The sequence below is a fragment of the Streptomyces sp. NPDC000410 genome (assembly GCF_040300305.1).
GTDB lineage: Bacteria > Actinomycetota > Actinomycetes > Streptomycetales > Streptomycetaceae > Streptomyces.
In genome coordinates, this window is the sequence record NZ_JBEPDM010000047.1 from 23,603 (window position 1) to 36,682 (window position 13,080).

The 13,080-nt window shown below is 70.5% G+C and carries 11 protein-coding genes; 7 read left to right on the top strand and 4 right to left on the bottom strand.

Annotation, left to right across the window (positions count from 1 at the left end):
* Positions 1-27 precede the first annotated feature (27 nt).
* A complete protein-coding gene (locus ABT342_RS31060; protein WP_351581245.1) occupies positions 28-240 on the top strand; it encodes a helix-turn-helix domain-containing protein in 213 nt (70 codons plus the stop codon).
* 289 nt (positions 241-529) lie between these two features.
* Here ABT342_RS31060 and ABT342_RS31065 read toward each other — a convergent pair whose 3' ends face one another.
* From ABT342_RS31065 to afsR, 3 genes are all read right to left on the bottom strand, one after another.
* Complete coding sequence (locus tag ABT342_RS31065; protein WP_351581247.1) at positions 530-2,200, bottom strand: IS1182 family transposase; 1,671 nt, start codon at positions 2,198-2,200, stop codon at positions 530-532.
* Positions 2,201-2,393: 193 nt separating this feature from the next.
* The gene (locus ABT342_RS31070; RefSeq protein WP_351581249.1) at positions 2,394-2,660 is read right to left on the bottom strand and encodes a RodZ family helix-turn-helix domain-containing protein; all 267 of its coding nucleotides are present in this window, start codon (positions 2,658-2,660) and stop codon (positions 2,394-2,396) included.
* Between the two features lie 198 nt (positions 2,661-2,858).
* Positions 2,859-5,816 (bottom strand): SARP-family global regulator AfsR, encoded by a 2,958-nt coding sequence (gene afsR / locus ABT342_RS31075; RefSeq protein ID WP_351581251.1) that lies wholly within the window; start codon positions 5,814-5,816, stop codon positions 2,859-2,861.
* Positions 5,817-5,996: 180 nt separating this feature from the next.
* Here afsR and ABT342_RS31080 point away from each other — a divergent pair, with 180 nt between their 5' ends.
* Positions 5,997-7,247 (top strand): amidohydrolase family protein, encoded by a 1,251-nt coding sequence (locus tag ABT342_RS31080; protein WP_351581253.1) that lies wholly within the window; start codon positions 5,997-5,999, stop codon positions 7,245-7,247.
* A gap of 232 nt (positions 7,248-7,479) precedes the next feature.
* Positions 7,480-7,902 (top strand): PaaI family thioesterase, encoded by a 423-nt coding sequence (locus ABT342_RS31085; protein WP_351581254.1) that lies wholly within the window; start codon positions 7,480-7,482, stop codon positions 7,900-7,902.
* A 12-nt stretch (positions 7,903-7,914) separates the two neighbouring features.
* Here ABT342_RS31085 and ABT342_RS31090 read toward each other — a convergent pair whose 3' ends face one another.
* Positions 7,915-9,453, bottom strand: a complete 1,539-nt coding sequence (locus tag ABT342_RS31090; protein WP_351581255.1) for an oxidoreductase — start codon at positions 9,451-9,453, stop codon at positions 7,915-7,917.
* Positions 9,454-9,539: 86 nt separating this feature from the next.
* Here ABT342_RS31090 and ABT342_RS31095 point away from each other — a divergent pair, with 86 nt between their 5' ends.
* From ABT342_RS31095 to ABT342_RS31110, 4 genes are all read left to right on the top strand, one after another.
* Positions 9,540-9,821 (top strand): DUF2087 domain-containing protein, encoded by a 282-nt coding sequence (locus ABT342_RS31095; protein ID WP_351581256.1) that lies wholly within the window; start codon positions 9,540-9,542, stop codon positions 9,819-9,821.
* A gap of 102 nt (positions 9,822-9,923) precedes the next feature.
* Positions 9,924-10,871, top strand: coding sequence for an LLM class F420-dependent oxidoreductase (locus ABT342_RS31100; RefSeq protein WP_351581257.1), 948 nt, complete (start codon positions 9,924-9,926; stop codon positions 10,869-10,871).
* The gene (locus ABT342_RS31105; protein WP_351581258.1) at positions 10,858-11,610 is read left to right on the top strand and encodes an SDR family NAD(P)-dependent oxidoreductase; all 753 of its coding nucleotides are present in this window, start codon (positions 10,858-10,860) and stop codon (positions 11,608-11,610) included. Before ABT342_RS31100 ends, ABT342_RS31105 begins: the two co-directional genes overlap by 14 nt.
* 136 nt (positions 11,611-11,746) lie before the next feature.
* On the top strand, positions 11,747-12,868 hold the full coding sequence (locus ABT342_RS31110; protein WP_351581259.1) for an LLM class flavin-dependent oxidoreductase: 1,122 nt from the start codon (positions 11,747-11,749) through the stop codon (positions 12,866-12,868).
* The last annotated feature ends 212 nt before the right edge of the window (positions 12,869-13,080 follow it).

Sequence of the window (13,080 nt, forward strand, 5' to 3'; positions counted from 1 at the left end):
CCTGTCCGGCCAGCCGCACCCATTGCAGTGATCCCCGTCACAAGGCCGCCGTCGCGCGCCCGCGGCCGCACAGGCGGCCAAAAACCCAAACTCGGCCCCCGCCAGGTCCGGCTCGCCCGCGAGATGTACGACTCCGGCGACTACACCGTCCAGCAGATCGCCGACGAATTCGGGGTCACCCGCCCCACCATCTACCGACACCTCAGCAAAGTCCTAAGCCAGCACCAAAGTTCCGCGTAGCCCGCATCAACGCAGCTCGGGCACTACTTCGTTGGTTTTTCGGCGAGTAGGGGTAGCGCCGAGGTAAGCCCAAGAACCGCCAGTACTTGATCTTGGTGCCCCTGTGCGGTAGCAGCCGTCACCCATTCGGCCGAAGGTCGTTGGTGCTGATACTGACTGATCTCTGGGCCTGGGGCGGGACTTGTGACCTCGATCGAGCGGACCGCTTACCCGCGGTTCAAGCGGCCGCGTCAATGCACTTCCGGCTGCCAGCCTGCGTTGAGCGGACCTAGCGCCACACCCGCCAAGATCAAGTACTGGCGGCTTTTGGGCTTACCTCGGCGCTACCCCTCAGTGTCTCGAAGCGAGAGATGCGTGTGCCGATCCGGGTTGTGCCGCTGGTCCAGGCATCGAGCCGGGCGAGGTTCATCGCCGCGGCGGTGAACAAGTGCTGGAAGTGGGTCTTGGGCTGGCTGCGGTAGCGGGACCGGCGCATGCCGAAAGCGCGGACTCCTTGGGAGACGGTGGCCTCGATGCCGTTGCGCTGTCGGTAGCGGTTGCGCCATTCACGGGTTTCCTGCGCGGCGCGGTTCTGCCGGATCGCCTCGTGCTCGTCGTGGTGTCGCAGCATGATCTCCCGGCGTTGGCCGGTGGCCGATCCGACACATGAACGCAGGTCGGGGCAGGGGCGGCACTCACTGTGGCGGAACCGGACGCGGACAACTTCAATGCCCTTGGAGTCGATGCGGGGATACCACTGATCGGTGGTGACTCCGTTAGGGCAGGTCACCTGCCGACGGTCCCAGTCGACGGCGAAGGCGTCGGTGGCGAACCGGCCTTTGGCCTGGACCGTGGTGTTCCTCTGGGCCGGCCCCAGCAGTTCGACGCCCATGCGCTGGGCGGCGAGGATGTTGCTGGCGTCGATGTAGTTCCCGTCGGCCAGGTGGACGGCGGGCAGCATGCCGCGGGCGGCCAGGTCCTCCTGGATGGTCTGGGTCATCTTGGAGTCGTTGACCGACGCGTCCGTGGTGGCGACGTGTGTGATCAGGTTCGGCACGTCCGGCTCGCACGTCTCGGTCAGCTGGACCAGGTAGCCGGCCCACCCGGAACCTGCCTTGGCTCCCCGGCGGGCGTCCAGGTCATAGGGCGAACAGGGCTGGAGTCTGCCCGGCGGGAGGTTCTTCTCCTCCCGCCAGTGCACCTCGCCCTCATTGACCTGGTAGTTCTTCACCCAGACCTGCCGCAGCACCTCAACCGGCCCAAGTGCCCTCACCTCGCGTGGTGCGTCAAGGGCGAAGACCGCGGTCATCAGCCGCACACCGTCCGCGCCCACCTGCGCAGCCCAGGCCCGCTGCTTGTCCTTGCTCCTGGGCAGCCGCGCCTCCTCGACCCGGTGGCCGTAGCGGTCGAACCACTCCAGGTCGACCCGGTCAGTCAGCCAGTCCGGCGCCACGGCCGCGATCGCGTTCAGGGCGGCCCGCAGGCTTTCCCCGGCCAGTGCCAGCCGATTCAGTCCCGTGATCGCTCCCAGCACCTTCGCGGAGTCAGTCCGCTGCCGTCCCGCGGTCTTCAGCAGCCCGCGTTCCCTGGCCAGCCTCAGGACGAAATCGAAGACCTCGCCGGCCTTCTCGCCTTCAAGCAGCCGGGACCGGAACTCACTCAGTACCGAGTAGTCGAACCCGGTATCGGTCAGCTCCAGGCCGATCGCGTACTTCCAGTCGATCCTCATGCGCACGGCATCCGCAGCCTGCCGGTCAGACAGTCCCTCGGCGAACTGCAACACCGTGACCAGGGCCAACACGCCCGGCGCGACAGCGGGACGCCCCCGCTCGGGATACAAGCCGGCGAACGCCTCCCCCGAGAAGACCTCGGCGAACTCCTCCCGCAGCCACATCGCGAAGGCACCACGAGGGCACACCACCCGCGCAACCCGCGCGGTCTCCTCCGGAATCTCCCCCAGCCCCAGCACACGTAACGACACCGACGTCCTCCCCAGACGCGAAGTTGGCCTTCACCACCCACAACCGGGCGGTGAAGGCCAACGTCACGCGAAGGGGCCAGCCATTAACCAACAGAGTCTGAATGCCCGGCCCCTCGGCTTTGCCCCCAGCATGCCGCGGCCGCGGCGGCTCCCCCTCCGCGCCGCCGCGGCCGCACCCCGTCGAATTGAGTCCTTAGGGACGCCTGAGCGCCGGCGGGACCGGCGAGTGGCTGTCCTGGGTCGCGACGTCCTGGCCGCCCTTGGCCGGCGGGGCCGGGGAGTGGCTGTCCATCGTGGTGACCGGCGGCGTCGGGGAGTGACTGTCCTTGGTGGTGACCGGCGGGATCGGCGAGTGGTTGTCCTGCGTCGTCAGGTCCGTGCCCTGGCCGCCCTTGGCCGGCGGGGCCGGGGAGTGGCTGTCCATCGTGGTGATTTCTTCGTTGTTCGCTGCATCGCTCATCGTCGTGCTCCCCAGTGACGGTGTTGAGTGGTGAACGCCCGCTCGGCAACTCCCCCGAGGGTCGCCGAGCGGGCGTTACGGGGACGCTCACCTTAGCTGTGAGGTCCATGGCGACCGTCTGCCCCCCGACGCGACGGATCGACATACAGAGACTGACAGGTGCTCATAAACGTTCGATGAACGCCCCGCCCGGAGGCGTCATGCCGCCCGGACGGGCGTGAGGAGGCCGCGGACCTCATCCGCTTCAGGGCCGCCCGACTCCTCGTAAATCGTGAGCGCTTCGCGCCAGCAGGCGCGCGCACGGTCGACCTGGCCGAGGCTGTGCAGCGACTTCCCCAGAAGAGTCAGCGCGTTGGCCTGCATCCAGTCACCGCCTATGCAGCCGGTCGCGAGCGCCTGTTCGGCGTGCTGCGCCGCGTTCGCCGAACGCCGTACCGAGAGGTGCACCTGAGCGATACGGAAGTGTGTCGTTCCTTCCCACAGGCGCTGCCGGGTGTCATTGAACACCTGCAGGGCGTCGAAGAGTTGCTCCAGGGCCTCCGCCGCACGCCCGGCCTGGGTGAGCACGATGCCGAGCGCATACCTCGCGTTGGCGAGGCGGAGCGTGAGCCCCAACTCGTCGTATATGGCGACGCCCTGCTGCGCCAGCTCCACCGCATCGGCCGTGCGTCCCATGGAGGCGACGACCCGGGAGAGATTGCACAGCGCGCTTGCCTCGCCGGGCCGGTTGTGATCAGCCCGGAAGGCTTCGACGGCCTTCAGCAGGAACGCCTCGCCCTCGGCATACTGCTTGGTGCAGTTGGCGATGATTCCCAGCTCGTTGGGGGCATTGCTGCCGGTCCACGGGTCGCTCGCCACCTTCTGGAGCTCCGAGGCGCGCACGGCCTCGACACGGGCCTCCTCGAAGCGGCCCGCCGAATTGTGCACCTGAGCGAGAGTGACCCGTGCACGGGCCTCCGCGTGTGCGTCGTCGGCTGCGGCATCGCGTGCGGCCGTCGCAGCTGCCTCGTAACGGAGCGAACTCGCCCCGGACTCCGCCAGGTCCTTGGCACTCAGCAGGAGGTCGACCGCCCGCCGCAGGGTGCCGGCGCCGAGCGACTGCGGGACGCAGGCCAGGATGCATCCGGCCTCCGCGTGCAGCCAGTCGAGAGCTTCCTCGCCGTCCTCGAACGTCAGGCCCGGCCAGAGGGTGGGCTCCAGATGGTCGACCGTCCGGTCACCCGGCCGTTCCAGCGCGTACACCCCCGCCGCCGTCGCCAGATAGAAGTCCAGCAGCCGCGACAGCGCCGCCTCCCGCTCCGCCGGGCGCTGTTCGTCCCGCTCCGCACACGCACGCGCGTAGAGCCGCACCAGGTCGTGGTACCGGTACCGTCCCGGCGCCGCCGACTCCAGGAGGGACGTGTCGACGAGGGCCTCCAGCAGGTCCTCGGTGTCCTGGGTCGGCAGGCCGAGGACCGCGGCGGCCGCGGCCAGGGAAATGTCGGAGCCGTCGGCGAGGCCGAGGAGGCGGAAGGCGCGGGCCTGGCCGGGCTCCAGCTGGCCGTAGCCGAGTTCGAAGGTGGCCTTGACGGCCAGGTCGCCGGCCTGGAGCTCGTCGAGGCGGCGGCGTTCGTCGGCGAGCTTGGCGGCGAGGACGGAGACGGTCCAGGTGCGGCGGGCGGCCAGCCGGGAGGCGGCGATACGGATGGCGAGCGGGAGGAAGCCGCAGGCGGCGACCACGTCGAGGGCGGCCTTGCGCTCGGCGTTCACCCGCTCCTCGCCCACGATGCGGGTGAAGAGCTGGAGGGCCTCCTCCGGGGACATCACGTCCAGGTCGACCAGGTGCGCGCCGGCCAGGTCGACCATGCGGATGCGGCTGGTGACGAGGGCCGCGCAGCCCGCCGTGCCCGGCAGCAGCGGGCGGATCTGGGCGGCGTCGCGCGCGTTGTCGAGGAGTACGAGGACGCGGCGGCCGTCGAGCGTCGAGCGGTAGAGCGCCGCCCGCTCGTCGAGGGAGTCGGGGATCGCCGTGTCCGGGGTGCCGAGCGCCCGCAGGAAGGAGCCGAGGACGGTCTCCGGCTCGGCGGCGCGGGACCCCGCGCCCATCAGGTCGACGTAGAGCTGGCCGTCGGGGAAGTGCGGGCGGGCCTCGTGGGCGACGTGCACGGCGAGGGTGGTCTTACCGACGCCGCCGATGCCCGCGAGCGCGGAGACGGCCATGACCGAGCCCTCGGCGGTGGCGAGCCGCTCGCCCAGCTCCCGTACGAACGAGGCGCGGCCGGTGAAGTCCGGCACGGTGGCGGGGAGCTGCGCCGGGCGCGTGACCTGCGGCGGGCTCGGGGCGGGCTCCTCGATCGGGCGGGCCAGTTCCGCGTCGGCCTGGAGGATGCGCTGCTGGAGCCGGGACAGCTCGGGGCGCGGGTCGACGCCGAGCTCGTCGGCGAGCAGGCGCCGGGTGTCGGCGTACACGGCCAGAGCCTCGGCCTGCCGGCCGCTGCGGTACAGGGCGAGCATCAGCAGCTCGCGCAGCCGCTCGCGCAGCGGGTGCGCGGCGGTCAGCGCGGTCAGCTCGGAGACGGCCTCCGCGTGGCAGCCGACGTCGAGGTCCATCTCCAGGCGGGCCTCCAGCAGCTGGAGGCGCCACTCCTCCAGGCGGGTGCGCTGGTTCTCGGCGTACGGTCCCGGTACGGAGGCGAGCGGTTCGCCGTCCCACAGCCCCAGCGACTTGTTGATCAGTACGCGCGCCTGGCAGCGGTCTCCGGAGGCCCGCGCCTTCTCGGCCTCGGCGGTGAGTTCCTGGGCGACGTGGAGGTCGAGGGCGTCACCGGGGACGCGGATCGCGTAGCCGCCGGACTCGCTGACGAGGACGCCCTGGCCGAGGGCCTTGCGCAGCCGGGACGCGTACGTCCGTACCGCCGCGAGCGCCTGCGACGGCGATTCATCGCCCCAGATCGCGTCGATCAGCTCGGACGCGGTCGCGGTACGCCCCTCGCGCAGCAGCAGCGCGGCCAGCAGGGCGCGCTGCTGCGGTGACCCGGAGGGCAGGGCTTCCGCGCCGCGCCAGGCGCGTACGGGTCCGAGTACGTTGAAGCGCAGGTCGGCGGCGGAAGGCCGGACGACCGGGGTCCGCTGCTCGGGAACGCGCGGCTGTGCGGAGGGCCCGTCCTCACGGTCCATCGTTTCCCCCTGCTTGTCACTCACCGGTGGCCGTACCGCTGATCTCGGCGGTATCGCCCCCGACAGTCTGCCTTGAAGGTGCCTGACTCGTCAGCAGTGGGTGACGCTCTGCACAGGATCCGACGACCGTACGGCGACTGATAGCTGACGGTTCGTCAGATCAGCGCTACGGTGAAAGGCATGGAGACCTTCCCGAGCTTCCCGGCCGCCTCGGCCTTCCCGAAGATCATCTCGGTGGACGACCACACGGTGGAGCCCCCGGGCGTCTGGCGGGACCGGCTCCCGTCGAAGTACCAGGACCTCGGTCCGCGCATCGTCCGGGCGCCACTCAAGGAAATGACCTTCCTCGGCGGCAAGTTCGCCCCGGTCATGGGCGCCCCGGGCGACGAGGGCCCGATCGGCGACTGGTGGGTGTACGAGGACCTGCACCGGCCGCTCACGCGCCTGGACACCGCCGTCGGCTACGACCGGGACGAGATCAAGCTGGAGATCATCACGTACGAGCAGATGCGGCCGGGCTCGTACTCCGTACCCGAGCGGCTCGCCGACATGGACGTGAACCACGTCCAGTCGGCGCTCTGCTTCCCCACCTTCCCGCGCTTCTGCGGGCAGACGTTCACCGAGGCGAAGGACCGAGAGCTGGGGCTGCTCGGGGTGCGCGCGTACAACGACTGGATGGTGGAGGAGTGGTGCGGGCCGGAGGCCCGGGGCCGGCTCATCCCGCTCACCCTGATCCCCCTGTGGGACGCCCACCTCGCCGCCGAAGAGGTACGCCGCAACGCGGCCAGGGGCGTCCGGGCGGTGGCGTTCTCCGAGATACCTCCGCACCTGGGCCTGCCGTCCATCCACACCGACGCGTGGGATCCTTTCCTCGCCGCCTGCGACGAGACCGGCACGGTCATCGCCATGCACATCGGCTCCTCCAGCCGGATGCCCTCGACCTCGGCGGACGCCCCGCCCGCCGTCGGCTCCACCATCACCTTCGCCAACTGCTGCTTCTCGATGGTCGACTGGCTGATGAGCGGCAAGTTCGAGCGCTTCCCGAACCTCAGGATCATGTACGCGGAGGGCCAGATCGGCTGGATCCCCTACATCCTGGAGCGCGCGGACGTGGTGTGGGAGGAGAACCGGGGCTGGGGCGGCGTCGCGGACAAGGTCCTGCGCCCGCCCTCCGAGCTCTTCGCCGAGCACGTCTACGGGTGCTTCTTCGACGACGCCTTCGGGCTGCGGAACCTCGACGCGATCGGCGTCGGGAACGTCCTGTACGAGACCGACTACCCGCACTCCGACTCCACCTGGCCCAAGTCCCGGGAGGTGGGGGAGTCTCAGATGGGGCACCTGGCACCCGATGTGGTGGAGCGGATCGTGCGCGGCAACGCGATCGAGCTGCTGGGCCTCACGGCCGAGGGGCTGTGGCCGGGCGGCGCGTGACGGTGGGGCCGCGGCCCCCGGTGTCGCGGTGCCCGGTGATGCGGGGCCGCGGCGCCGGGTGTCGCAGGGCCGCGGTGCGTCGGGGGCCGCGCGGTCGGCCGAAACGGACCGACGGGACCGTGTCGTCGCAGCCGATGACGGAAAGGCCGGGAACATCGCCGCTCACGAGTTCCCGGGACAACTCCCGTACGCGGTGTTGTGAGAGGGGCGCACACGCGGCCAATATCGGGACATGACGCTCACCCCGGCCGAAGCCGACAAGATCCTCGCCGACAACTTCGCCCCCTGGGTCCTCGACCTCGGCCTCACCGTCGTGGAGACGGGCGAGCTCCACGCCGTACTCCGCCTCCCCTGGTCGGCCCGTCTCGCCCGCGAGGGCGGTGGCCTTTCCGGGCAGGCCCTGATGGCGGCCGCCGACACGGCGACCGTCATCGCCGTCGCCTCCGCCCGTGGGGCCTTCGTTCCCATGACGACGGTCCAGCAGTCGACCACCTTCCAGCGGGCGGTGACCGGCGCGGACGTCCTCGTCGACGCCCGTATCTCCAAACTGGGCAGGCGGATGGCGTTCGCGGACATCACCCTCACGGCGGACGGCACGGACGGCACGGACGGCCCGGCGGCCCGTGCCTCCACGGTGTACGCGCTGCTGGGCTGAGCGGACGCCCGCCTAGTTCCTGTTCAGGGTGCGGGTCACACCCGCGACGACGGCCGTGGTGAGCACCCAGCCCGCGGCGATCAGCGCGTAGGCCAGCCACCGGGCGCCGCTGTCCGTCCAGTACCAGCCGGCGCGCTGGCCGAGACCTCCGATGGGAATCAGCAGGTCGAGGGTGTAGACGAAGGGCTGGAACGGGGCGCCTTCGCCCGGCTTCACCGGGGTCGGATCGTGGGCCGCGAAGACCGACGATCCGAGCAGGGCCAGTGCGATGAGCCACATGCCGGCCAGCCACGGGCGGTAGCCGTAGCCGACGGTGGCGTCCAGCAGATGGCCCCACACGCGTCCGGCCGGGTGCAGCGTGCGGTGGCGGTGGCGCTGCTTCGCCAGGAGAACCCGGCGTGCGTCGCTGTCATGGCCGATCTGCCGGTACCAGCCCGCGAGTTGCTCGTACGGCTGCGGGGCGTAGCCAGGATGGCGACGGATCCACGCCAGCCGACGTGCCACGTCGCCCGTGGCCGTCCTCTCTTCCTCGGGTGTTCCGTCCTCCCCCGCCGCCCGCTCCTCCGCGGACGCCGTCTCCCCGAAACGGATGGAGCCGTACACGAACCCTTCCAGCAGCACTTCCTCGGGCCAGCCCCGCTCGCTGTCCTGGCACCAGGTGGCCCGTGCGGACCGGAGGTCCACCGTTCCCGAGGGTGGTTCGGCGAGCCTGAAGTCGAAGTCGCCCACCTGCATCGCGATGCCGACGAGGGCGGTTCCGTCCCCGTGCAGATGCGCTCCCTCGAAGGTCAGCAGATCCTCTATCCGGGCGCCGCGCAGTCGTACGACCCCCTCTGCGGTGAACCCCTGGGAACAGTCCACGGTCGGGGCGACCAATGCGCCCGCGGCGAGTGCGACGCCGCCGGGGTTCGCCAGCCGCGCGCCCCGCAGATGCAGACCACCGGACAGATGCGCTCCTGGCAGCCGCAGCCCGCCCCGCGTGGTCAGCCGCGCGCCGAAGACGCTTCCTTCCGCGACGAGGCCGCCCGCGAACACCGCCCACTCGCCGGAGACCGAGGCCGTGGCGTCCGTCAGGATCAGATTCCCGGCCAGACGGGCGTTGACGAGGGTGAGACCGTCTCCTTCGAGGGCGGACCGTCGCAGGTTCAGATCGCCTTCGATCCGTACGAGCTCGGCGTCGATCCCGGGAACCCAGCTGTCCTTGATCCTGATCGTCCGGGTCGTGGCCCCGTACAGGCTCACCGGCTCCTCCAGCCGACAGCCCTCCAGCGAGAACGCGTAGCCGATCTCCGCTCCGGACAGGTCCAGGCGGCCGGTGATCCGCGCACCGGCGAGCCGCAGGGCGGCGACGGTGCCGGCCCGCTGGTCGTTCGCGCCGAGCAGGAGCGCCGCCACCACGGCCGCGCGAACCGAACGTTCGGGGCCCCACCGGGAACCCGCGGCGGGGTCGTCCGACGCGGGCCGGCCCGTACGCAGGTCCACTCGACGCCCCTCGGGGAAGGCGTCCCACAGCTCGCGTTCCGGCGGAGTCAGCTCTTCGTATGACAGCACTCATGCAGGGTAGTGACACGGTTCGTTCCGTCGGCACGTCCAAAAACACGTTGTCCGCCGGCGGCCCGGCTGCGAGGCTCCCGGGCATGTCCGACTCCGATGACCGACCCAGCGGCGCGCACAGTGTCGCCGCCCTCTTCTCCCATGGCCGGCTGACGGCGATCCCCCGTAAGCCGGCCCGCCGTGAGCAGCTGCTCGTCCACCTCACGGAGACCTTCTTCGAGCGCGACCGCACGTACACCGAGCGCGAGGTCAACGAGGCCCTGCGCACGGTGCACGAGGACTGTTCGGCACTGCGCCGCTACCTGGTCATCGGGGGCCTGCTGACCCGGACCAGGGACGGCAGCAGCTACCGCCGGGTCCGGTAGCAGGCTGCCCTGTACGCGCCACCCCTCTTGTCTGATGGTGCGTCAGCCAAGACTATGGGGACTCGCGAGATTTGACGATCCGTCAGATCGAGAGGAGTCCTCATGGTGCTCTACGGCATGCAACTCCCCGTCCAGTCCCAGAGCACCCTGTACGCCGAGCCCTGGGAAGCCGCCGCCGGTCCGGGCGACCTCGTCGAGATCGCCCGGACCGCCGACCGCACCGGCTTCGAGTACATCGCGACCTGCGACCACGTGGCGATCCCGCGCCGGCTCGCCTCCGCCATGTCCACGGTCTGGTACGACCCCGTGGCCACGCTCTCCTTCCTCGCCGCCGCCACCGAGCGCGTACGGCTGCTCAGCCATGTCGCCGTCGTCGGTCTGCGCCACCCCCTCGTCACGGCCAAGCAGTACGCGACCCTCGACCACCTCTCCGCCGGGCGGCTGGTCCTCGGGGTCGGCGCCGGGCACGTGCCGGAGGAGTTCGAGGCGCTCGGCGTCGACTTCGAGCGGCGCGGGTCCGTGCTCGACGAGACGATCGACGCGCTCAGGGCGGCGCTCGGACCGGACGAGTTCCCGAGCTTCCGGGGGAAGCGGTTCGCCTTCGAGGGCCTCGGGCAGCGGCCCCGGCCAGCCCAGCCCCGGGTGCCGGTCTGGGTCGGCGGCTCCTCGCCCGCCGCCGTGCGCCGGGCCGCGCTCAAGGGCGACGGCTGGCTGCCGCAGGGCGATCCGCGCGACCGGCTCCCGGCCCAGATCGCCCGGCTCAAGGAGCTTCGCACGGAGGCGGGGATCACCGACCCCATCGAGATCGGCGCGATCGCCGAGCCGCTCTACGTCGGCGACGCCGCCTGGGACGTCGGCCGGCGCACGCTCACCGGCAAGCCCGACGCCCTCGCCGAGTCGCTGCGCGCGTACGGCGCGATGGGCGTGGACCAGATCCAGGTGCGGTTCCGCAGCCGGAGCCGTAGCGAACTCACCGACCAGATGGCGGCCTTCGCCGCCGACGTGGCTCCGCACCTCAACAGTCAGGAGTACGGCAATGGGCAAGCTTGACGGACGGGTCGTCCTCATCACGGGCGCCGCGCGCGGCCAGGGCGAGCAGGAGGCCCGGCTCTTCGCGTCGGAGGGGGCGAAGGTCGTGCTCGCCGATGTCCTCGACGACCAGGGCGAGGCGCTGGCGAAGGAGATCGGCGGGCTGTACGTCCACCTCGACGTGAGCCAGGAGGAAGGGTGGACCGCCGCGGTCGCCGCCGCGAAGGAGGCCCACGGCCGGATCGACGGGCTGGTCAACAACGCGGGGATCCTGCGCTTCAACGAGCTCGTGAGCACCCCGCTGGAGGAGTTCCAGCAGATCGTCCAGGTCAACCAGGTCGGTGTCTTCCTCGGCATCAAGACGGTCGCCCCCGAGATCGAGTCCGCGGGCGGCGGCACGATCGTCAACACCGCCTCGTACACGGGCCTGACCGGGATGTCCTTCGTCGGCGCCTACGCGGCGACCAAGCACGCCATCGTCGGCCTCACCCGGGTCGCGGCGCTGGAGCTCGCGGGGAAGAAGATCCGGGTCAACGCCGTGTGCCCGGGTGCCGTGGACACGCCGATGAGCAACCCCGGGGGCGCGGACCCCGAGGCGCTGGACGAGCTGTACCAGAAGCTGGTGCCGCTGGGTCGGGTGGGGCAGCCGGTGGAGGTGGCGCGCCTGGCGCTCTTCCTGTCCTGCGAGGACTCCTCGTACATCACGGGGCAGCCGTTCGTGATCGACGGCGGCTGGCTGGCCGGGGTCAGCGTCCTCTGAGGTTCTCTCTCCGCCGACGGCTCTGTCTGATGGACCGTCAGGTATTGACGCTCGACCCGCACGGTGGAAAAGTCATCTCAGTGATCTGACGGTACGTCAGATATCTGGTACGTCAGAAACCCGAAGGAGAAGGACGTTGGAATTCGGGCTCTTTGTACAGGGATACGTGGGCAAGCGCGCCGAGACCGATCCGCTCGCCGAGCACAAGGCGCTGATGGAGGAGACCGAGTACGTCATCCAGGCGGACAAGTCCGGCTTCAAGTACGCCTGGGCCTCCGAGCACCACTTCCTGGAGGAGTACTCGCACCTCTCGGCGAACGACGTCTACCTCGGGTACCTCGCGCACGCGACCGACCGCATCCACCTCGGCTCGGGCATCTTCAACCCCCTCGCGCCCGTGAACCACCCGGTGAAGGTCGCCGAGAAGGTCGCCATGCTCGACCACCTCAGCGAAGGCCGCTTCGAGTTCGGCTCGGGACGCGGCGCCGGTTCGCACGAGATCCTCGGCTTCATGCCGGGCATCACCGACATGAACCACACCAAGGAGATCTGGGAAGAGACCATCGCCGAGTTCCCCAAGATGTGGCTCCAGGAGGAGTACGCCGGCTTCCAGGGCAAACACTGGTCCCTGCCGCCGCGCAAGGTCCTGCCGAAGCCGTACGGGAGCTCGCACCCGGCGATGTGGTACGCGGCCGGGTCGCCGTCCTCGTACGCCATGGCCGGGAAGAAGGGCCTCGGCGTGCTGGGCTTCAGCGTGCAGAAGGTCTCCGACATGGAGTGGGTCGTCGAGTCGTACAAGAACGCGGTCAAGGACGCGGAGCCGGTCGGCGACTTCGTCAACGACAACGTGATGGTGACCTCGACGGCGATCTGCGCCGAGACGCACGACAAGGCGGTCGAGATCGCGGTGGGAGGCGGACTCAACTACCTGCAGTCGCTGCTCTTCCGCTACCACGACACCTTCCCCCGCCCGGAGGGCATCCCGGAGTGGCCCGAGCTGCTCCCCGAGTACAGCGCGGAGATCATCGAGCTGCTCATCGCGGAGGAGCTGATGATCTGCGGCGACCCGGACGAGGTGCTCGCGCAGTGCAAGCGGTGGGATCAGGCGGGGGCGGACCAGCTGTCGTTCGGGCTGCCGATCGGGATCTCGTACGAGGACACGATGACGTCGATCAAGCTGATCGGCGAGCACGTGATCCCGAAGATCGACACGGACCCGGTCCACCGCACGACCCGCTTCCGCGGCGGCGCGGCGTAAGGGGCGCGGGGCGCCGCCCCGGGCCCCGTTCGCGGGGGCGCCGCCCCCGAGGCCCTCGTCGGGGCTCTGCCCCCGAACCCCCGCCGGGGCTCCGCCCCCAACCCCCGCGCCTCAATCGCCGGCGAGGCTGGATTTCGGGGCTTCGCCCCGAATCCCGCGCCGCCGACGGGGCTGGCATGGGGCGAAGCCCCACTTTCAGCCCGTCCGGCGTT

Excerpts from the sequence above, each read along its gene's own strand:
- ABT342_RS31105 (WP_351581258.1), top strand. The coding sequence starts at position 10,858 with ATGGGCAAGCTTGACGGACGGGTCGTCCTCATCACGGGCGCCGCGCGC.
- ABT342_RS31100 (WP_351581257.1), top strand. The coding sequence starts at position 9,924 with ATGGTGCTCTACGGCATGCAACTCCCCGTCCAGTCCCAGAGCACCCTG.
- ABT342_RS31080 (WP_351581253.1), top strand. The coding sequence starts at position 5,997 with ATGGAGACCTTCCCGAGCTTCCCGGCCGCCTCGGCCTTCCCGAAGATC.
- ABT342_RS31095 (WP_351581256.1), top strand. The coding sequence starts at position 9,540 with ATGTCCGACTCCGATGACCGACCCAGCGGCGCGCACAGTGTCGCCGCC.
- afsR (WP_351581251.1), bottom strand. The coding sequence starts at position 5,816 with ATGGACCGTGAGGACGGGCCCTCCGCACAGCCGCGCGTTCCCGAGCAG.
- ABT342_RS31070 (WP_351581249.1), bottom strand. The coding sequence starts at position 2,660 with ATGAGCGATGCAGCGAACAACGAAGAAATCACCACGATGGACAGCCAC.
- ABT342_RS31085 (WP_351581254.1), top strand. The coding sequence starts at position 7,480 with ATGACGCTCACCCCGGCCGAAGCCGACAAGATCCTCGCCGACAACTTC.